Annotated in this window: 19 protein-coding genes; 17 read left to right on the forward strand and 2 right to left on the reverse strand. The window is 61.7% G+C overall.

Annotated elements, in window-relative coordinates; all coding sequences use genetic code 11:
* Window position 1 precedes the first annotated feature (1 nt).
* From mdtD to baeR, 3 genes are read left to right on the forward strand one after another with little or no spacing between them, the layout of a single operon-like run.
* A complete protein-coding gene (gene mdtD / locus ACUTSC_RS23085) occupies window positions 2-1,432 on the forward strand; it encodes a multidrug transporter subunit MdtD (protein WP_175089952.1) in 1,431 nt (476 codons plus the stop codon).
* Window positions 1,429-2,811 (forward strand): two-component system sensor histidine kinase BaeS, encoded by a 1,383-nt coding sequence (baeS, locus tag ACUTSC_RS23090; RefSeq protein WP_197768723.1) that lies wholly within the window; start codon window positions 1,429-1,431, stop codon window positions 2,809-2,811. The genes mdtD and baeS overlap by 4 nt, the downstream gene beginning before the upstream one ends.
* Window positions 2,811-3,527 (forward strand): two-component system response regulator BaeR, encoded by a 717-nt coding sequence (gene baeR / locus ACUTSC_RS23095; RefSeq protein WP_197768724.1) that lies wholly within the window; start codon window positions 2,811-2,813, stop codon window positions 3,525-3,527. The genes baeS and baeR overlap by 1 nt, the downstream gene beginning before the upstream one ends.
* A 4-nt stretch (window positions 3,528-3,531) precedes the next feature.
* On the opposite strand, the gene ACUTSC_RS23100 is transcribed toward baeR, so the two are convergent.
* Window positions 3,532-3,921, reverse strand: a complete 390-nt coding sequence (locus ACUTSC_RS23100; protein ID WP_060441149.1) for a type II toxin-antitoxin system VapC family toxin — start codon at window positions 3,919-3,921, stop codon at window positions 3,532-3,534.
* Between the two features lie 3 nt (window positions 3,922-3,924).
* Window positions 3,925-4,188 carry an antitoxin gene (locus tag ACUTSC_RS23105; protein ID WP_049204860.1) on the reverse strand — a complete coding sequence of 88 codons (264 nt, stop codon included), beginning with the start codon at window positions 4,186-4,188 and terminating at the stop codon, window positions 3,925-3,927.
* Window positions 4,189-4,525: 337 nt separating this feature from the next.
* Between ACUTSC_RS23105 and ACUTSC_RS23110 the strand changes: the two genes are divergently transcribed.
* The 14 genes from ACUTSC_RS23110 to srlD all read left to right on the forward strand — a co-directional run bounded on the left by ACUTSC_RS23110 (window position 4,526) and on the right by srlD (window position 19,540).
* Complete coding sequence (locus ACUTSC_RS23110; RefSeq protein ID WP_016926703.1) at window positions 4,526-4,864, forward strand: YegP family protein; 339 nt, start codon at window positions 4,526-4,528, stop codon at window positions 4,862-4,864.
* Window positions 4,865-5,165: 301 nt separating this feature from the next.
* Entirely contained in the window at window positions 5,166-6,518 is a 1,353-nt protein-coding gene (trhP, locus tag ACUTSC_RS23115) for a prephenate-dependent tRNA uridine(34) hydroxylase TrhP (protein WP_197768725.1), read from the forward strand.
* A gap of 466 nt (window positions 6,519-6,984) precedes the next feature.
* Entirely contained in the window at window positions 6,985-7,890 is a 906-nt protein-coding gene (gene yegS, locus ACUTSC_RS23120) for a lipid kinase YegS (RefSeq protein ID WP_197768726.1), read from the forward strand.
* A 167-nt stretch (window positions 7,891-8,057) separates the two neighbouring features.
* On the forward strand, window positions 8,058-9,272 hold the full coding sequence (gene manD / locus ACUTSC_RS23125) for a D-mannonate dehydratase ManD (protein ID WP_197768727.1): 1,215 nt from the start codon (window positions 8,058-8,060) through the stop codon (window positions 9,270-9,272).
* 5 nt (window positions 9,273-9,277) lie between these two features.
* Window positions 9,278-10,294, forward strand: a complete 1,017-nt coding sequence (locus tag ACUTSC_RS23130) for a Zn-dependent oxidoreductase (protein WP_197768757.1) — start codon at window positions 9,278-9,280, stop codon at window positions 10,292-10,294.
* Window positions 10,295-10,385: 91 nt separating this feature from the next.
* Entirely contained in the window at window positions 10,386-11,675 is a 1,290-nt protein-coding gene (locus ACUTSC_RS23135) for an MFS transporter (protein WP_197768728.1), read from the forward strand.
* Window positions 11,676-11,727: 52 nt separating this feature from the next.
* The gene (locus ACUTSC_RS23140; RefSeq protein WP_197768729.1) at window positions 11,728-13,233 is read left to right on the forward strand and encodes a mannitol dehydrogenase family protein; all 1,506 of its coding nucleotides are present in this window, start codon (window positions 11,728-11,730) and stop codon (window positions 13,231-13,233) included.
* Window positions 13,214-14,545, forward strand: coding sequence for an MFS transporter (locus ACUTSC_RS23145; protein WP_197768730.1), 1,332 nt, complete (start codon window positions 13,214-13,216; stop codon window positions 14,543-14,545). Before ACUTSC_RS23140 ends, ACUTSC_RS23145 begins: the two co-directional genes overlap by 20 nt.
* A 98-nt stretch (window positions 14,546-14,643) precedes the next feature.
* Window positions 14,644-15,330, forward strand: coding sequence for a GntR family transcriptional regulator (locus tag ACUTSC_RS23150; RefSeq protein ID WP_025303872.1), 687 nt, complete (start codon window positions 14,644-14,646; stop codon window positions 15,328-15,330).
* A gap of 206 nt (window positions 15,331-15,536) precedes the next feature.
* A complete protein-coding gene (gene fbaB / locus ACUTSC_RS23155) occupies window positions 15,537-16,586 on the forward strand; it encodes a class I fructose-bisphosphate aldolase (protein ID WP_033644067.1) in 1,050 nt (349 codons plus the stop codon).
* A 237-nt stretch (window positions 16,587-16,823) separates the two neighbouring features.
* A complete protein-coding gene (gene srlA / locus ACUTSC_RS23160; RefSeq protein ID WP_197768731.1) occupies window positions 16,824-17,372 on the forward strand; it encodes a PTS glucitol/sorbitol transporter subunit IIC in 549 nt (182 codons plus the stop codon).
* A 15-nt stretch (window positions 17,373-17,387) separates the two neighbouring features.
* A complete protein-coding gene (gene srlE / locus ACUTSC_RS23165; protein ID WP_102984283.1) occupies window positions 17,388-18,365 on the forward strand; it encodes a PTS glucitol/sorbitol transporter subunit IIB in 978 nt (325 codons plus the stop codon).
* A 22-nt stretch (window positions 18,366-18,387) separates the two neighbouring features.
* Window positions 18,388-18,750 (forward strand): PTS glucitol/sorbitol transporter subunit IIA, encoded by a 363-nt coding sequence (srlB, locus tag ACUTSC_RS23170; protein WP_021504438.1) that lies wholly within the window; start codon window positions 18,388-18,390, stop codon window positions 18,748-18,750.
* A gap of 10 nt (window positions 18,751-18,760) precedes the next feature.
* Entirely contained in the window at window positions 18,761-19,540 is a 780-nt protein-coding gene (srlD, locus tag ACUTSC_RS23175; RefSeq protein WP_033648848.1) for a sorbitol-6-phosphate dehydrogenase, read from the forward strand.
* Window positions 19,541-19,556: the final 16 nt, after the last annotated feature.

Genomic DNA, 19,556 nt, shown 5'->3' on the forward strand with positions numbered 1-19,556 from the left:
GATGCTGATGAAACACGCCGCCACGGTACGCTGGCAACTCTGGATAGTGGCATTCGGCTTCTTTATGCAGACGCTGGATACCACTATCGTCAACACCGCTCTGCCCTCAATGGCCGCCAGCCTGGGGGAGAACCCGCTGCGCATGCAGTCGGTGATCGTCTCCTATGTGCTGACGGTGGCGGTGACGCTGCCGGCCAGCGGTTGGCTGGCGGACAAGGTCGGCGTACAGCGGGTGTTTTTCAGCGCCATCCTGCTGTTCACCCTCGGCTCCCTCCTCTGCGCCCGCTCGGAAACCCTGAACGAACTGATCGCCTCGCGCGTGATTCAGGGCATCGGCGGCGCGATGATGGTGCCGGTCGGGCGCCTGACGGTGATGAAGATCGTGCCGCGCGAGCAGTACATGGCGGCGATGACCTTCGTGACGCTGCCGGGGCAAATCGGCCCGCTGATGGGGCCGGCGCTGGGTGGCTTCCTGGTGCAATACGCCAGCTGGCATTGGATTTTCCTGATCAACATTCCGGTGGGCATCGTGGGCGCCATCGCCACGCTACTGCTGATGCCCAACTACCAAATGCAGACCCGCCGCTTCGATCTCAGCGGTTTTATCCTGCTGGCGATCGGCATGGCGTCGCTGACGCTGGCGCTCGACGGCCACAAGGGCATGGGGCTCTCCGGCGGCGCCATCGCCGGTCTGGTGGCGCTGGGCGTGGCGGCGCTGTTGGGGTATGTTTGGCATGCCTACGGCAATAGCCGCGCCCTGTTCTCGCTGCGGCTGCTGCGCACCCCGACTTACAAGATCGGGCTGCTGGCCAGCCTGCTGGGGCGCATCGGTAGCGGCATGCTGCCGTTCATGACGCCGCTGTTTCTGCAGGTGGGCATGGGCTTTACGCCATTCCACGCCGGGCTGATGATGATCCCGATGATCATCGGCAGCATGGGCATGAAACGCATCGTGGTGCAGGTGGTCAACCGCTTCGGCTATCGCAACGTGCTGGTGGCCGCCACGCTGCTGCTGGCGCTGGTCAGCCTGAGCTTCCTGCTGGCGGCGATGCTCGGCTGGTTGTGGCTGCTGCCGGTGGTGCTGTTCTTCCAGGGAATGGTCAACTCACTGCGCTTCTCGGCGATGAACACCCTGACGCTGAAAGATCTGCCGGACCGGCTGGCCAGCAGCGGCAACAGCCTGCTGTCGATGGTCATGCAGCTGTCGATGAGCCTCGGCGTCAGCGTCGCCGGCATCTTGATCGGCAGCTTTGCCCATCATCAGGTTGTGGCCGATAGCCCGGCCATTCACGGCGCATTTATTTACAGTTACTGCTGTATGGCGTTGATTATCGCTCTGCCCGCGCTGGCCTTCGCGCGCGTGCCGGCCGATAGCGCGCCCAACCGCACGCTGACCAAAGAGCCGGGTACCGGCTCAACGAGGTTGCAATGAGGATAGGCATTACCGGGAAACTGTTCCTGGCCATTTTCGCTACCTGCATGCTGGTGTTGATCACCATGCATTGGGGGGTGCGCGTCAGCTTTGAGCGCGGCTTTATCGATTACATCAAGAGCAGCAACGAGCAGCGCATCAACATGCTGAGCGAAGCGCTGGAGGAACAGTACAGCCATCATGGCAACTGGATATTCCTGCGCAACAACGATCAGGTGGTCTACCAGATCATGCGTTCGTTCGAGCAGAACAGCGACAGCAGTCACAATCTGCCGCCCAAAGGTTGGCGCACCCAGTTTTGGGTGGTGGACAGCCAGTTCAATCGCTTGGTCGGGCATTCGGGCCCCTTGCCGAAGGAGGGGCCGCGCCACCCGATCCGCTACAACAACGAGATCGTCGGCTGGGTGCTCACCACCCCGGTCGAGCGCCTGACGCGCAATACCGACATCAACTTCGATCGCCAGCAGCGGCGCACCAGTTGGATTATCGTCGCGCTCTCCACCCTGTTGGCGGCGGCGGTGACCTGGCTGCTGTCGCGCGGCATGCTGGCCCCGGTCAAGCGCCTGGTGGCCGGCACCCACCGCCTGGCGGCGGGCGATTTCACCACCCGCGTGGCGGTCAGCAGCCAGGATGAACTGGGCCGGCTGGCGCACGACTTCAACCAACTGGCCACCTCGCTGGAAAAAAACGAGCAGATGCGCCGCGCCTTTATGGCCGATGTATCGCACGAGCTGCGCACGCCGCTGGCGGTGTTGCGCGGCGAGCTGGAGGCGCTGCAGGACGGCGTGCGCCAGCCGACGCCGGCGTCGCTCAGCTCGCTGCAGGCCGAGGTATCCACCCTGACCAAACTGGTCGACGATCTGCATCAGCTGTCGCTCTCCGATCTCGGCGCGCTGGCCTATCGCAAGTCGTCAGTGGACTGCGTGCACCTGGTGCAGATCGCCGTCGCTGCCTTTCGCGAACGCTTCCGCGCCAAAGGGCTGGAGATCGTCACCCATCTGCCGGCCCAGGCGCCGCTGTTCGGCGATCCCGATCGCCTGAACCAGCTGTTCAATAACCTGCTGGAAAACAGCCTGCGTTACACCGACGCCGGCGGCCGGCTGGAGATCGGCGCCGAGCTGCAGCCGGGGCGCCTGATCCTCTTTTGGCAGGACAGCGCGCCGGGCATCAGCGATCAGCAACTGAAGCGCATTTTCGAACGCTTCTACCGGGCGGAGGGTTCACGCAACCGCGCCAGCGGCGGTTCCGGGCTGGGGCTGGCGATCTGCCACAACATCGTGGAAGCGCACGACGGGAAAATCCGCGCCGAGCATTCGCCTTTAGGCGGCGTGCGCATTACAGTAGAATTTGCTACCCCGATAAAAAATAAGGCGCCCTGATGGACATTCAGAATCACCCCGTGCAGATCATGATTGTTGAAGATGAGCCCAAGCTGGGCCAGCTGCTGGTGGATTATCTGCAGGCGGCGGGTTACGCCACCCGCTGGCTGACCAACGGCAACGAGGTGGTGCCGACCGTGCACCAGCATCCGCCGGCGCTGATCTTGCTCGACCTGATGTTGCCGGGCGCCGACGGTCTGACAGTGTGCCGCGAGCTGCGCCGCTTCAGCGACGTGCCCATCGTGATGGTGACGGCGAAAATCGAAGAGATCGATCGCCTGTTGGGGCTGGAGATCGGCGCCGACGATTACATCTGCAAACCCTACAGCCCGCGCGAAGTGGTGGCGCGAGTGAAAACCATTCTGCGTCGCAGCTATCGGCCGCAGGAGAGCGCGCGGGAAGATGACCTGCTGCACATCGATGAGCCGCGTTTCCAGGCCAGCTATCAGGGGCAGTTGCTGGATCTGACGCCGGCGGAATTCCGCCTGCTGAAAACGCTGGCCAGCCAGCCGGGCAACGTATTTTCTCGCGAGCAATTGCTGAACAACCTGTACGACGACTACCGGGTGGTCACCGATCGCACCATTGACAGCCACATCAAAAACCTGCGCCGCAAGCTGGAACTGATCGACGGGGAAAAATCCTTTATCCGCTCGGTATACGGCGTGGGCTACCGCTGGGAAGCCGAACCCTGCCGGCTGATGAATGGGGTTTAGGGGATCAGCGCGTCCAGTCTTCAACCGCCAACCCGGGCACCATGGCGAATGCGCGATCGTTGGTCACCAGCGTCGCGCCACGGCTCTGCGCGTGAGCGGCGATCAGTTGATCCAGTGCGCCCATGATTTTGCCCTTTCTCTCCATGTTCGCGCGCATTTCACCGTAGCAGCGGGCGGCCTCGCTATCCCATGCATAGACCGTCACTGCGGCAAGAAAGGCCTCGACACTGCTTTGCAACGCCTTGTTCCGCCGCTTAGCGACACCGTAAAGCAGTTCCGCCTCCGTGACGCTGGAAATGCACACGGCAGAAGGCGGAAGCTTTTCCATGATGCTTAGCACCTGCGGATGCTGCCGAAACAGGTGGCTGACAGTATTGGTATCAAACATGTACATCGCCTACTCTTCCTCTGAGAAAGGATCGCGCTCTGCAACCCCTTGCTGACGATCTTCCGCGCCAAGAAACTCTTGCGGCACTGGCGTTTGGGCGATAATGCTCAGCAGCGGTGCCCAGCTGTCCGGCTTTGCCGGATATTTGGATAAAATCACGTTTCCCTCCCGATCGCGACGGATATACACACGATCCGTATCAAATTCAAATTCCACCGGTAACCTCACCGCCTGATTTCTACCGTTTTTAAACAGCTTTGCGATTCTTTCCATCTCAACACTCCACAGCAGGCATAGGCCAAAGCATATGCCTGCAGCGCGTCGATGCCAAGATCTATCGCTCACTTTTCACTCACCTTTACGTAGCGAGCAAACGGTAACGCGCAATGCTACTCGATGAAACCACGTAATTGTCATTATGCGGCGCACTGCGCAATCATCGCGCCTTTCCTTAGCTTCCCGTGCGGCGGCGGGCTCACCGAATGAAAACTCCGCGCCGGCGCAAAAAAACTGCGCATTTTTTCGACTAAGCTGCTGTGAGGTTTAGCCGCCGATTTTCAAGCGATTGGCTACACTTACATCACGAATCGGAACCTACAGGAGAAGAACCATGGCAATCGGTCATTACGAGCTGAAAAAAGCAAAGAACGGACAGTACCACTTCAACCTGAAAGCCAGTAACGGCGAGATCATTCTGGCCAGCGAGATGTATGCCAGCAAAGCCTCGGCGGAGAACGGCATCGCCTCGGTGCAGACCAACTCGCCGCATGAAGCGCAGTACGAACTGAAGCACAGCGCCAGCAATCAGCCCTATTTTGTGCTGAAAGCCAAGAACCATCAGGTGATCGGCGTCAGCGAAATGTACAGCTCCGAAAGCGCGGCCAAAAACGGTATCCAGTCGGTGACGAAAAACGGCCCGACCACCGATATCCGCGATTTGAGCGCCTGATCCCCCGTTTCGCCCGCGCGGTGGCCGCCACCGCGCGTTTTCCGTTTGACCGGGATCAATCTCCCCTGAATAAATCCGGTTAACTGCTGATTTCTTGTCGCGCTGCGGCTACAATTCCCCGCTTTTACTGCGCCATCTGGGGCGCGATATACCCACAGGCTTTCATACGGCAGCTAGGCGGCAAGTTCGTGAGTCTCCAGGAGCTTGGTCAACCAAGTGACTGGAGTGAGCGAATGCAGCCAACAACGCTGCAGTTCGAAAGACAGAGGTATACTGACCTGAAATCAGACCGAGACACACTATGTTTACACCGGAACTTCTCTCCCCGGCCGGAACGCTGAAAAACATGCGTTACGCCTTCGCCTACGGCGCCGATGCGGTTTACGCCGGCCAGCCGCGCTACAGCCTGCGGGTGCGCAACAACGAGTTCAACCACGAGAATCTGGCGCAGGGCATCAACGAAGCCCATGCGCTGGGCAAAAAATTCTACGTGGTGGTGAACATCGCCCCGCACAACGCCAAGTTGAAAACCTTCCTGCGCGATCTGAAGCCGGTTATCGATATGGGCCCGGATGCGCTGATCATGTCCGATCCTGGCCTTATCATGATGGTGCGCGAAGCCTTCCCGCAGATGGACATCCACCTGTCGGTGCAGGCCAACGCCGTTAACTGGGCGACGGTGAAGTTCTGGAAGCAAATGGGGCTGACCCGTGTGATCCTCTCGCGCGAACTGTCGCTGGAAGAGATCGCCGAGATCCGCGCCGAAGTGCCGGACATGGAGCTGGAGATCTTCGTCCACGGCGCGCTGTGCATGGCCTACTCCGGCCGCTGCCTGCTGTCCGGCTACATCAACAAGCGCGATCCCAACCAGGGTACCTGCACCAATGCCTGCCGCTGGCAGTACAAAGCGGAGGAAGGCAAAGAGGACGACACCGGCAATATCGTGCACCTGCACGAGCCGATCCCGGTGCAGACCGTCGAGCCGACGCTGGGCATCGGCGCGCCAACCGACAAGGTGTTCATGCTGTCTGAAGCGCAAAAGCCAGGCGAATATATGAGCGCCTTCGAAGATGAACACGGCACCTATATCATGAACTCCAAGGATCTGCGCGCCATCCAGCACGTGGAGCGCCTGACGCAGCTCGGCGTGCACTCGCTGAAGATCGAAGGCCGCACCAAGTCCTTCTACTACTGCGCCCGCACCGCCCAGGTCTACCGCCGCGCCATCGACGACGCGGCCGCCGGCAAACCCTTTGATCCGACCCTGCTCACCACGCTGGAAGGCCTGGCGCACCGCGGCTATACCGAGGGTTTCCTGCGCCGCCACGTGCACGAAGCGCAGCAGAATTACGACTACGGCTCCTCGCTCTCCGAACGCCAGCAGTTCGTCGGCGAATTCACCGGCGTGCGCCGCGATGGCTGGGCGGAAGTCGACGTGAAGAATAAGTTCGCACTCGGCGACGGCGTCGAGATGATGACGCCCGGCGGCAACGTGGTGTTCACCCTCGAAAGCATGCAAAATAAGAAAGGCGAACCGATTGAGGTGGCGCCGGGCAACGGCCATATCGTTTATTTGCCGATCCCGCAGGATATCGATCTCAATTATGCGTTGCTGATCCGCAATTTGGCGGAAGAAAATAGCGCCGGGGCATAAAAATGAATCGCCGTCATTCGGCGGCGATTTTTAGCAAATATTAGAATTGGATCACATCAATGTGCGCGCAGCTTGGTTACTATCACGCTGCTTAAAACGAACAACGAAAATATTTGCATAGCAATACTAGGAACCACCTCCTTAGCCGGCCCAATCTCCCTTGGGCTGGCTTTTTCTTTATGGATAAGCCTATTTTTTTCGCTGCGCCTATTTCCATAACTTATTCCCGTTATCCGTTTTAATAATAATAATCACGCCGCTTCGATATATAAATAACGCTACAGCGATTAATCCTCTCGTCTTTAAAATCTGGCTTATTTCCGCGTAAAATTCAGATAAACTCGCCTTGCTTCATATTCACTGAACGCCGGGAAATAACCGGAATTAGCTGAATATTCTGATGGCCTGGTGGCGGCAGCTGGTTTATCTTGAGGCATTCTTGATTTTCCGCCGGAGGAAATCGGCAATGCCTCAACACCCACATGCCCCAGCCCTGCTTATCATCAACGGCAAAGGCGCCGGTAACGAAGAGCTGCGTCAGGCGGTCAAACGCCTGCGCGCAGAGCAAATCACGCTGCACGTGCGCGTGACCTGGGAGCACGGCGACGCCGCGCGCTATGTCGCGGAAGCCGCACAGCTCGGCGTCGGCACCGTCGTCGCCGGCGGCGGTGACGGCACCATCAACGAAGTGGCCGCCGCGCTGGTGCAGTTGCCGGCACACGGCCGGCCGGTGCTGGGTATTCTGCCGCTCGGCACCGCCAACGACTTCGCCATGGCCTGCAACATTCCCCCTTCGCCGGAACAGGCGCTGCAGCTGGCGATCAAAGGCCGCTCGGTGCCTATCGATCTGGCGAAGGTCAACGGCGAACGCTACTTCATCAACATGGCCACCGGCGGCTTTGGCACCCGCATCACCACCGAAACGCCGGAGAAGCTCAAGGCGGCGTTGGGCGGCGTGTCCTACTTCGTGCACGGCTTGCTGCGCATGGATACGCTACAGGCCGACCGCTGTGAAATCCGCGGGCCGGACTTCCGCTGGGCCGGCGAAGCGCTGGTGATCGGCATCGGCAACGGCAAACAGGCCGGCGGCGGCCAGGAACTGTGCCCCAGCGCGCTGATCAACGACGGCCTGCTGCAGCTGCGCCTGCTGATCGCCGATGAACTGCTGCCGGCGCTGGTCGCCGCCCTGTTCAACGACGAAGAGAGCAACAGCATCCTCAGTGCGGCGCTGCCGTGGCTCGAGATCGACGCGCCGCATGAGATGACCTTCAACCTCGACGGCGAACCGCTCAAGGGCCGCCATTTCCGCATCGAAGTGTTGCCGCAGGCCATCGAATGCCGCCTGCCGCCTAACTGCGCCCTGCTGGGCTGACCTTGTCGGGCGCAGCCGCTGCGCCCCATTTATTCCCCCCGTTAACCCGCTTCCGCTCGCGATCAAATGTGATCCTCTCCGGCAAATTCACTAATTCATACTTGTATGGTAGTTAGTTCATGACGTATTTTCGCGCTATCTCTCCGCAGCTACAGGATGTGAAGGTTATGAAAATCGTCAACGCCGAGGTGTTCGTCACCTGCCCGGGGCGCAACTTTGTCACGCTGAAAATCACCACCGATGACGGCATCATCGGCCTCGGTGACGCCACGCTGAACGGGCGTGAACTGTCGGTGGCCTCTTACCTGAAAGATCACCTCTGCCCGCAGCTGATCGGCCGCGACGCGCAGCGGATCGAAGACCTCTGGCAATTCTTCTACAAAGGCGCTTACTGGCGGCGCGGCCCGGTGACCATGTCGGCCATTTCCGCCGTCGACATGGCACTGTGGGACATCAAGGCCAAGGCCGCCAACATGCCGCTGTATCAGCTGTTGGGCGGCGCGTCGCGCTCGGGAGTGATGGTGTATTGCCACACCACCGGCCACTCGATCGACGAAGTGCTCGACGACTATGCCAAGCATAAAGAGCAAGGCTTCAAGGCGATCCGCGTTCAATGCGGCGTACCGGGCATGAAAACCACCTACGGCATGGCCAAAGGCAAAGGCCTGGCCTACGAGCCGGCCACCAAGGGCAACTGGCCGGAAGAGCAGCTGTGGTCGACGGAAAAATACCTCGACTTCACCCCCAAACTGTTCGACGCGGTGCGCAACAGGTTCGGCTTCAACGAGCACCTGCTGCACGACATGCATCACCGTTTGACGCCGATCGAAGCGGCGCGCTTCGGCAAAAGCGCCGAACCGTATCGCCTGTTCTGGATGGAAGATCCGACGCCGGCGGAAAATCAGGCCTGTTTCCGCCTGATCCGCCAGCATACCGTCACGCCGATCGCCGTCGGCGAGGTATTCAACAGCATCTGGGACTGCAAACAGCTGATTGAAGAGCAGCTGATCGACTATATCCGCACCACCCTGACGCACGCGGGCGGCATTACCGGCATGCGGCGCATCGCCGACTTCGCCTCGCTGTATCAGGTGCGCACCGGCTCGCACGGCCCTTCCGATCTGTCGCCGATCTGCATGGCGGCGGCGCTGCATTTCGATCTGTGGGTGCCGAACTTCGGCGTGCAGGAATACATGGGCTATTCCGAGCAGATGCTCGAGGTGTTCCCGCACAGCTGGACGTTCGACGACGGCTATATGCATCCGGGCGACAAGCCGGGCATCGGCATCGAGTTCGATGAGAAGCTGGCAGCCCGTTATCCATATGAACCGGCCTACCTGCCGGTCGCACGTCTGGAGGATGGCACCTTATGGAACTGGTAAACACCATGCGCAGCGTCGTGATCGAACAGCCCGGGCGCCTGGCGCTGCAGACGCGCGCGCTGCCGCAGCCGGCGGCCGGCGAGGTGCGGGTCAAGGTGAAATTCGCCGGCATCTGCGGCTCCGACGTCCATATCTATCACGGCCATAACCCGTTCGCCCGCTATCCGCGGGTGATCGGCCACGAGTTCTTCGGCCTGATCGATGCGCTGGGCGAAGGCGTCGATCCGGTGCGCCTCGGCGAACGCGTTGCGGTAGATCCGGTGGTGAGCTGCGGCCACTGCTATCCCTGTTCGGTCGGCCGCCCCAACGTCTGCACCTCGCTGCAGGTCATCGGCGTGCATCGCGACGGCGGCTTCAGCGACTACACCTGCGTACCGGCGCGCAACGCCTATCCGGTTCCGCCGGCCATCAGCGATCGCCACGCCGCGATGATCGAACCCTTCACCATCGCCGCCAACATCACCGCCTATCTGCAACCGCGCCCCGACGACATCGCGCTGATCTACGGCGCCGGGCCGATGGGGCTCACGGTGATCCAGACGCTGAAAGGCGTGTACGGCGTCAAGCAGGTGTGGGTCGTCGATCGCATCGCCGAGCGGCTGGACATGGCGCGCGCCAACGGCGCCGACGAGACGTTCAACAACGCCGAAGCCGCATTGCCGCAAGCGCTGCAGCAGCGTGGCATTCAGCCGACGCTGATCGTCGATGCCGCCTGTCACCCCGCCATTTTGCCGGAGGCGATCAATCTTGCCTCGCCTGCGGCGCGCATCGGCATCATGGGCTTTTCCGGCGATGCCTGCACCCTGACCCAGCAGAGCATCACCAGCAAGGAGCTGTCGATCTTCTCCTCGCGCCTGAACAGCGCGCGCTTCCCGCAGGTGATCGGCTGGATGGCGGACGGCAAGCTAGACCCGCAGCGGCTGCTCACCCACTGCGTGCCCGCCGACGACGTCGAACGGGCGATGCTGATGTTCGAGCGGGATCAGCGCACCTGCTGCAAGGTGCTGCTGCAGTTCGAGTAACGCCAAGGCAGCATCGAGGCATTGGGCGGCCCCCGCCGCCCGTGTAAACAACGAAGCATCACGATTAAAACGACACCCAGTGGAGTGCTTTATGTTTAAAAAACTGCGTTGGACCATCGTGTTCCTGCTATTCATGGTCTACATGATCAACTACCTCGATCGCGTGGCGCTGTCGATCACCGTGCCGATGATCGAACAGGATCTGATGCTGAACGCCGAACAGTTCGGCCTGATCTTCGGCAGCTTCTTCTTCGGCTACGCCATCTTCAACTTCGTCGGCGGGCTGGCGGTCGACCGTTTCGGCCCGACGCTGGTGCTGGGCGTGGCGGTCGGCCTGTGGTCCATCTTCTGCGGCATGACGGCGATCGCCACCGGTTTTTACTCGATGCTGATCCTGCGCGTCCTGTTCGGCATGGCCGAAGGGCCGATCTGCGCCTCGGCCAACAAGATGATCAACGGCTGGTTCCCGAAGAAGCAGGCGGCGACCGCCATGGGCCTGCTCAGCGCCGGTTCGCCGTTGGGCGGCGCGGTGGCCGGGCCGATCGTCGGCTATTTGGCGCTGGCGTTCGGCTGGCGGCCGGCGTTTATGATCATCTGCGCCATCGGCATCGTCTGGATGCTGGTGTGGTTCTTCGTGGTGGCGGATAACCCGGCGAAAAGCCAGCGCGTCAGCGCCGAAGAACGGGCGCTGATCGCGCGGTTGAAACAGGAAAACCTCGGCGAGGAAAGCGCGCTGAGCGACGCGGCGCACGGGCTGGGTTACTACCTGAAGCAGCCGATCATTCTGGTCACTGCCTTCGCCTTCTTCTGCTACAACTACATTCTGTTCTTCTTCCTGAGCTGGTTCCCCTCATATCTGGTGCAGGCGCACAACCTGAACATCAAGGAGATGAGCCTGACCACGATGATCCCGTGGATCGTCGGCTTCGTCGGGCTGGCGCTCGGCGGCTATATTTCCGACAAAATCTTCAACATCACCGGCAAATTGCTGCTGTCGCGCAAGATCGTGCTGGTCACCAGCCTGCTGGCGGCGGCGGTGTGCGTGGCGTTGGCAGGCACCGTCAGCAGCGTGGTGCCAGCGGTGATGCTGATGTCAGTGTCAATCTTCTTCCTCTACATTACCGGCGCTCTCTACTGGGCGATCATCCAGGATGTGGTGCATAAATCCCGGGTCGGCGGCGCCAGCGGGTTCATTCATTTGATCGGCAGCGTCTCCGGCATCATCGGGCCGATCGTCACCGGCTACATCGTGCAGAACACCGGCAAATTCGACAGCGCCTTTATGCTGGCGGGCGGCGTCGCCGCGCTGGGCGCGCTGCTGGTGCTGCTGGTGATCAAGGCGCCGCGCGCAACGGCGGGCGTGCAAATCTTAAAACCATAACGCCAGGCGGGGCGGCTTCGCCCCTTTGCTTACCTCTCCAGGGACATTGAACATGAGACTTTCCGACCACAGCGCGCTGCCGGCCGCCATTATCCGGCCCGGCTACGCACGTGAGCGCGTGAAACCGCGCATGGTGCATATCGGCTTCGGCGCGTTTCACCGCGCGCACCAGGCGATGTACGCCGACAGGCTGGCCAGCGAGCACGGCAGCGATTGGGGCTACTGCGAAATCAGCATGCAGCACGGCCAGCAAAAGATCGCCGACCTACGGCAACAGGACCTGCTGTTCTCGGTGGCGGAGATGGACGACAACGGCTGGCGGGGCCGGGTCATCGGCGTGGTGCGCCAGGCGCTGCACCTGCAAACCGACGGGCTGGCGGCGGTGCTGGCGGCCCTGACGCAGCCTGAGATCGCCATCGTCTCGCTGACCATCAGCGAAAAGGGCTATTGCCACCACCCTGCCAGCGGCCGGCTGATGGCGGAACACCCGGCGATCGCACATGATATCGCCCACCCGGTACAGCCACAGTCGGCGCCGGGGCTGCTGCTGGCGGCGCTGCGCCTGCGCCGCGAACGCGGGCTGCCGCCGTTCGCCGTGATGTCCTGCGACAATATGCCGGCCAACGGCCGGGTCACGCGCCAGGTGCTGCTCGAGCTGGCGCAACGGCAGGATCCGGCGCTGGCCGACTGGGTGCGTCAAGAGGTCGCCTTCCCTTCCACCATGGTGGATCGCATCGTGCCGGCGATGACGCAGGAAGCCCGCGGCCAGCTCCATGCTTGGTTGGGCGGCATCGAGGATGAGGTCGGCGTGGCCTGCGAGCCGTTCAGCCAGTGGGTCATTGAAGACCGCTTTCCCCAAGGGCGACCGCTCTGGGAAAAGGTCGGCGCCGAGCTGGTGAGCGACGTGCTGCCGTATGAGGAGATGAAGCTGCGCATGCTGAACGGCAGCCATTCGTTCCTCGCCTATCTCGGCTATCTGGCCGGTTATCAGCACGTCGGCGACTGCATGCAGGACGCAGATTTTGTCCGCGCCGCCCGTCACCTGATGCTGGCGGAACAGGCGCCGACCCTGCAGGTGCCGAACGTCGATTTGGCGCAGTATGCCGACTCGCTGCTGCGGCGTTACCGCAACCGCGCGCTGAAGCACCGCACCGCGCAGATCGCCATGGACGGCACGCAAAAGCTGCCGCAGCGGCTGCTGGACGCGATCCGCTGGCATCTGGCGCGCGGCAGCCGCTTCGACTGCCTGGCGCTGGGCGTCGCCGGCTGGATGCGCTACGTCGGCGGCCGCGATGAGCAAGGCGCGCCGATCGACATCAGCGATCCACTGCGCGACCCCATCGCCGCGTTGGTCGCCGGCAGCGAGGAAGGCCGGCCCCGCGTCCTGGCGCTGCTGCAGCTCGACAGCGTCTTCGGTCAGGATCTGCCCGACTCGCCTGACTTCGTCCGCGCCGTCAGCCACGCTTATCATCAACTGCTGAGCCTGGGGGCCAAAGCCGCCGTCGCCGCTCTGCCGCTTACCGACCGGGAGGTTTCCGATGACCGTCACCACGCATAACGCCGTCAATACCGGCAATCAACCGCTGCTGCGGCGCGTTGCCAGCGCTTCGGCCATCGGCACCGCCGCCGAATACTATGATTTCTTCGCTTACGGCACCGCCGCGGTGCTGTTCTTCGGCCAGCTGTTTTTCCCCAGCGCCGATCCGCTGATCAGCACGCTGGCGGCCTTCGCCACCTACGCGGTCGGTTTCCTGGCACGTCCGCTGGGCGGCATCGTGTTCGGCCACATAGGCGACAAGGTCGGCCGCAAGAAGGCGCTGGTGATCACCATCCTGATCGTCGGCCTCGGCACCTTCTGCATCGGCCTGCTGCCCACCTATGAGCAGATCGGCATCTGGGCGCCGCTCGCGCTGATCTTTATCCGCGTGCTGCAGGGCTTCGGCGTCGGCGGCGAGCAGGCCGGCGCGGTGCTGATGACCGCCGAATACGCGCCGCCGCCACGGCGCGGCTTCTACGCCAGCTGGGTACAGATCGGCGCGCCCGCCGGTTTCCTGCTGCCATCGGGGCTGTTCGCGCTGCTGACCGCCGTGCTGTCGCCGGCGCAGATGCTGGACTGGGGCTGGCGCATTCCGTTCCTGCTCAGCCTGCTGCTGGTGATCGTCGGGCTGTTTATTCGCCTGAAGATCGACGAGTCGCCGGTGTTTACCCAGATCCGCGCCACCAAGGCGGTGGAGAGCCGGCCGGTGGTGGAAGTGGCCCGCCGCTACCCCGGCCTTATCGGCAAAGGGGTGTGCGCCAAGCTGATTGAAGCCTGCGCCTTCGCCATGTTCACGGTGATCGTGCTGGCCTACGGCAAAGCCAACCACCTCAACGAGACCATTCTTCTGGAGGCGATGATCGTGGCGGTGCTGCTGGAGATTTTCGCCATTCCGCTGATGGGCCGCCTCTCCGATCGGCTGGGGCGCAAACCGGTATACATCGCCGGCGCGCTGCTGCAGGTGGTGTGCATCGTGCCGTTCTTTATGGCGATCAACCTCGATAGTTTCTGGGTGACGCAGATCGCCATGATCGTGGTGCTGACCTTCGGCCACAGCATGTGCTATGCGCCGCAGGCCTCCTACTTCCCGGAGCTGTTCCCCACCCGTGTGCGCTGCAGCGGCATCGCGCTGATCTGGCAGATAGGATCGCTGATCGGCAGCGGCATTCTCGGGCTGTTGGCGGTGAAGATCCTGCAGGTGACCGGCGGCCACTACTACGGGCTGGCGGGTTACATGATAGTGCTGGGCGTGGTGTCGGCCATCGGCCTGAGCCTGATGCCGGAAACCGCGCCGGGGCGGCGCAAGCAGGAATATCAGGATTGGCATCACTGAGTTACCCTACCCGGCGGGTGGATTTATCCCCCCGCCCTCAACCAATAATCTGCTAGTATGGTGGCATTCGAATTCCAGCCAGATGCCTGATTGTCGCCATGTCTGAAACGTACAGTCTCACCAACAACGTCCCGGTCAACCAGCAGATCTATCGCTTCCTGCGCAAGGATATCGTCGACTGCACCATCCCCCCCGGCACCCTGTTGTCCGAGAAAGAGATTTCCACGCGCTTTTGCGTTTCGCGCCAGCCGGTGCGCGAAGCCTTTATCAAGCTGGCGGAGGCCGGCCTGGTGCAGATCCTGCCGCAGCGCGGCACTTTCGTGATGAAAATCTCCGCCAAGCGCGTGGCCGACGGGCGCTTTATCCGCCAGGCGGTGGAATGCGCCATCGTGCGCCGTGCGGCCGAGCGCGCCACCCCGGCGCAGCTGATGACGCTGGAGCATAACCTGCACCGCCAGGCGCTGGCGGCGCAGAATGGGCAGACGCGCGAGTTTCTGGCGCTGGACGACGAATTCCACCAGCTGCTGACCCAGTTCGCCGACTGCCCGCTGGCGTGGGAGACCATCGAAACCATCAAGGCCACCATGGATCGGGTGCGTTTCCTCAGCCTGAGCGAAGTCTCGCCGCCGGAGAGCCTGATCAAGCAGCACTACCGCATCTACGAGGCGCTGAAAGCGCGCGATGCCGAGGCGGCGGAGCGCGCCATCCACGATCACCTGCAGGAGATGATCTACTCCATCACCCCGATCGCCCTGCAGAACACCGAGTGGTTCGAGATCGAATAATCAATCGTTTAGCACGCCGGGGGCGATCGTCCCCGCGTATTTGGCCTCGCCAATGGCATTTCCTCTCAATCGCATCTATTGTTTGTCCTTGCCGGATCCAGTTCGGTAGTATCGCTTTACAGCTTCAATCACCGCTTTTTTACTGCGCCGGTGGTCAAAAACCCTTGCATTGCCGGTGTATGAAGAAGCTTAATCGGGAGTGAATCATGACTGATATTGTGCAGTTGCTAGGAAAGGAAGCGGAAGATCTGCTGCAACACCGCTGTACCACTATCCCCGCCGAGAATCTCTACCTGCCGGGCGCCGACTTCGTCGACCGCGTAATGATCGATAACAACCGCCCCAACAGCGTACTGCGTTCGATGCAAACCCTGTTCAACCACGGCCGCCTGGCCGGCACCGGCTACCTGTCGATCCTGCCGGTCGATCAGGGCATCGAGCACTCCGCCGCCGCCTCGTTTGCCGCCAACCCGCTGTATTTCGATCCGAAGAACATCGTCGAGCTGGCGATTGAAGCCGGCTGTAACTGCGTCGCCTCCACCTACGGCGTGCTGGCGTCGGTATCGCGCCGCTACGCGCATAAAATTCCGTTCCTGGTCAAACTCAACCACAACGAAACGCTGAGCTACCCGACCCAGTACGACCAGACCCTGTATGCCAGCGTCGAGCAGGCGTTCAACATGGGTGCGGTGGCGGTCGGCGCCACCATTTACTTCGGCTCCGAGCAGTCACGCCGCCAGATCGAAGAGATCTCGATCGCCTTCGAGCGCGCGCATGAGTTGGGCATGGTCACCGTGTTGTGGGCCTATCTGCGCAACCCGGCATTCAACAAGGACGGCGTGGACTACCACTCCAGCGCCGATCTGACCGGCCAGGCCAACCATATCGCCGCCACCATCGGCGCCGACATCGTCAAACAGAAAATGGCGGAAAACAACGGCGGCTACCGCGCGGTGAAATTCGGCTATACCGACGATCGCGTCTACACCAAGCTGACCACCGATCACCCGATCGATCTGGTGCGCTACCAGTTGGCCAACTGCTATATGGGCCGCGCCGGGCTGATCAACTCCGGCGGTGCCGCCGGTGAGAACGATCTGCAGGAATCGGTGCGCACCGCGGTAATCAACAAGCGTGCCGGCGGCATGGGTCTGATCCTTGGGCGCAAGGCGTTCAAGAAATCGATGAAAGACGGCGTGGCGCTGATCAACGCCGTGCAAGACGCCTACCTGGACAAGAAGGTCACCATCGCCTGATGTGACGGACCACCTGTCCTCAAGCCCGGTTCGCCGGGCTTTTTTATGCCCGCCCCCCCTAAACCCGACGCCGACAACCTTCTCTTTCTTTCACTTTAAACTTTCAAAATAAAATATTTATCTTTCAAATTGTGATCTATTTAAAACAAATGGCCCAACAAAGTGACTACTGTAAGGCCCATGGCGACAGAGCCGCCGTTCGCTCCAGGCCATATCAGTCCATTACAGGAGAACATAATGATTGAGCTAATCACCCACGGCGCCGAGTGGTTTATCGGCCTGTTTCAGAAAGGCGGTGAAGTGTTTGTCGGCATGGTGACCGGCATTTTACCTTTATTGATCAGCCTGTTGGTTATCATGAACGCGCTGATCAAATTTGTTGGCCAGGAACGTATCGAACGATTGGCGCAGCGCTGCGCGGGCAACCCCATCTCGCGTTATCTGCTGCTGCCGCTGATCGGCACCTTTGTCTTCTGCAACCCGATGACCCTCAGCCTGGGGCGCTTCATGCCGGAGAAATACAAGCCGAGCTACTACGCGGCGGCCTCCTACAGCTGCCACTCGATGAACGGCCTGTTCCCGCATATCAACCCCGGCGAGCTGTTCGTTTACCTCGGCATCGCCAGCGGCCTGACCACCCTCGGCCTGCCGCTCGGCCCGCTGGCGGTGAGCTATTTCCTGGTGGGGCTGTTCACCAACTTCTTCCGTGGCTGGGTCACCGATCTGACCACCAGCCTGTTCGAACGCAAGATGGGCATCCGTCTGGATCGCCAGGTGCAACTTTAATTCGTGGAGTGCAGCATGAGTGCTTATATCCGTATTGAAAAAGGCGCCAGCGGCTGGGGCGGCCCCCTGGAGCTGCCGATCGAGCCCGGCAAGAAAGTGGTGTACATCACCGCCGGCACCCGGCCTTCCATCGTCGATCGCCTCAGCGAATTGACCGGCTGGCCGGCCGTCGACGGCTTCAAAGAGGGTGAGCCGCCGGCGGAAGAGATCGGGGTGGCGGTGATCGACTGCGGCGGCACCCTGCGCTGCGGCCTGTATCCGAAACGCCGCATTCCGACGGTCAACATCCACGCCACCGGCCAGTCCGGCCCGCTGGCGCAGTTTATCCTCGAAGACATCTATGTCTCCGGCGTACGCGACCACAACATCAGTCGAATCGAAGCGGCAGATAGCCAGCCCGCCGCCGTTGCAGCGCCGCCCAAGGCGCGCGACTACGACACCAGCAAGAAGATCACCGAGCAAAGCGACGGGCTGCTGGCGAAGGTCGGCATGGGCATGGGATCGGTGGTGGCGGTGTTCTTCCAGGCCGGGCGCGACACCATCGACACCGTGCTGAAGACCATCCTGCCGTTTATGGCGTTCGTCTCGGCCTTGATCGGCATCATCATGGCCTCCGGCCTCGGGGACTTTATTGCTCACGGCCTGACGCCGCTCGCCAACAGCCCGATCGGCCTGGTGACGCTGGCGCTGATCTGCTCATTCCCGCTGCTGTCGCCGTTCCTCGGCCCCGGCGCGGTCATCGCCCAGGTGATCGGCGTGCTGGTCGGGGTGCAGATCGGCCTCGGCCATATTCCGCCGCAGCTGGCGCTGCCCGCGCTGTTCGCCATCAACGCGCAGGCCGCCTGCGACTTCATTCCGGTCGGCCTGTCGCTGGCGGAAGCCAAGCAGGACACCGTGCGGGTCGGCGTGCCTTCGGTGCTGGTCGGCCGCTTCCTGACCGGCGCGCCGACGGTGTTGATCGCCTGGGCCGCCTCGGCCTTCATTTATCAATAAGCTGATTTCCAGGGAGACGTTTATGCACACCATTTTTCACACCACCATCACGCAGATCGGCGGCTGCGCCCGCGACGCGTTGCTGGACAACATGCTGATCACCTTCCGTGAAGGCGCGCCGGCGGATATCGAAGAGTTCTGCTTCATCCACCGCCACGGCGCGACCGCCGGTGAGCTGCAGGTCGGCGGCGTGATGGAGCTGGCGCAGCGGCGCTACGCCATCACCGCCGTCGGCAGCGTCGCCACGCAGAACCTGCGCGAGCTGGGCCACATCACCGTGCGCTTCGACGGCGAAGCCGAAGCCGAATTCCCCGGCTCGATCCACGTATCCGGCCCGACGCCGACCGATATCCCGTTGGGCAGCACGCTGTCATTTATCGCATAAGGAGTAGACCATGTCTGAAGTAGCTGTAGTGATTGGCGGCGGCCAAACGTTAGGTGCCTTTTTGTCCCACGGGCTGGCGCAGGCCGGTTATCGGGTGGCGGTGGCCGATCTGAACGCCGACAATGCCAATCAGGTGGCACAGCAGATCAACGAAGCGTTTGGCGCAGGCAGTGCCTGCGGTTTTCAGGCCGACGCCACCGACGAACAGAGCGTGATCGCGCTGGCGGCGGCGGTTGACCGGGCGTTCGGCCAGGCCAACCTGCTGGTGTACAGCGCTGGCATCGCCAAGGCGGCGCCGATCACCGATTTCCCGCTGGGCGACTTCGATCGCTCGCTGCAGGTGAACCTGGTGGGTTATTTCCTCTGCGCCCGCGAGTTCTCGCGCCTGATGATCCGCGACGGCATCGCCGGACGCATCATTCAGATCAACTCCAAGTCCGGCAAGGTCGGCAGCAAGCACAACTCCGGCTACAGCGCCGCCAAGTTCGGCGGCGTGGGGCTGACGCAGTCGCTGGCGCTCGATCTGGCGGAATACGGCATTACCGTGCATTCGCTGATGCTCGGCAACCTGCTGAAGTCGCCGATGTTCCAGTCGCTGCTGCCGCAGTACGCGCAAAAACTGGGCATCGCGCCGGACCAGGTGGAGCAGTACTACATCGACAAGGTGCCGCTGAAGCGCGGATGCGACTACCAGGACGTGCTGAACACCCTGCTGTTCTACGCCAGCGACAAGGCCTCTTACTGCACCGGCCAATCGATCAACATCACCGGCGGCCAGGTGATGTTCTGACGCCATCGACACCCCC

This window comes from Serratia sp. TSA_105.2, assembly GCF_052692115.1.

Bases quoted from the DNA above. Each gene is read 5' to 3' on its own strand.
- mdtD (WP_175089952.1), top strand. From the start codon at position 2: ATGCTGATGAAACACGCCGCCACGGTACGCTGGCAACTCTGGATAGTG.
- baeS (WP_197768723.1), top strand. From the start codon at position 1,429: ATGAGGATAGGCATTACCGGGAAACTGTTCCTGGCCATTTTCGCTACC.
- baeR (WP_197768724.1), top strand. From the start codon at position 2,811: ATGGACATTCAGAATCACCCCGTGCAGATCATGATTGTTGAAGATGAG.
- ACUTSC_RS23100 (WP_060441149.1), bottom strand. From the start codon at position 3,921: ATGTACATGTTTGATACCAATACTGTCAGCCACCTGTTTCGGCAGCAT.
- ACUTSC_RS23105 (WP_049204860.1), bottom strand. From the start codon at position 4,188: ATGGAAAGAATCGCAAAGCTGTTTAAAAACGGTAGAAATCAGGCGGTG.
- ACUTSC_RS23110 (WP_016926703.1), top strand. From the start codon at position 4,526: ATGGCAATCGGTCATTACGAGCTGAAAAAAGCAAAGAACGGACAGTAC.
- trhP (WP_197768725.1), top strand. From the start codon at position 5,166: ATGTTTACACCGGAACTTCTCTCCCCGGCCGGAACGCTGAAAAACATG.
- yegS (WP_197768726.1), top strand. From the start codon at position 6,985: ATGCCTCAACACCCACATGCCCCAGCCCTGCTTATCATCAACGGCAAA.
- manD (WP_197768727.1), top strand. From the start codon at position 8,058: ATGAAAATCGTCAACGCCGAGGTGTTCGTCACCTGCCCGGGGCGCAAC.
- ACUTSC_RS23130 (WP_197768757.1), top strand. From the start codon at position 9,278: ATGCGCAGCGTCGTGATCGAACAGCCCGGGCGCCTGGCGCTGCAGACG.
- ACUTSC_RS23135 (WP_197768728.1), top strand. From the start codon at position 10,386: ATGTTTAAAAAACTGCGTTGGACCATCGTGTTCCTGCTATTCATGGTC.
- ACUTSC_RS23140 (WP_197768729.1), top strand. From the start codon at position 11,728: ATGAGACTTTCCGACCACAGCGCGCTGCCGGCCGCCATTATCCGGCCC.
- ACUTSC_RS23145 (WP_197768730.1), top strand. From the start codon at position 13,214: ATGACCGTCACCACGCATAACGCCGTCAATACCGGCAATCAACCGCTG.
- ACUTSC_RS23150 (WP_025303872.1), top strand. From the start codon at position 14,644: ATGTCTGAAACGTACAGTCTCACCAACAACGTCCCGGTCAACCAGCAG.
- fbaB (WP_033644067.1), top strand. From the start codon at position 15,537: ATGACTGATATTGTGCAGTTGCTAGGAAAGGAAGCGGAAGATCTGCTG.
- srlA (WP_197768731.1), top strand. From the start codon at position 16,824: ATGATTGAGCTAATCACCCACGGCGCCGAGTGGTTTATCGGCCTGTTT.
- srlE (WP_102984283.1), top strand. From the start codon at position 17,388: ATGAGTGCTTATATCCGTATTGAAAAAGGCGCCAGCGGCTGGGGCGGC.
- srlB (WP_021504438.1), top strand. From the start codon at position 18,388: ATGCACACCATTTTTCACACCACCATCACGCAGATCGGCGGCTGCGCC.
- srlD (WP_033648848.1), top strand. From the start codon at position 18,761: ATGTCTGAAGTAGCTGTAGTGATTGGCGGCGGCCAAACGTTAGGTGCC.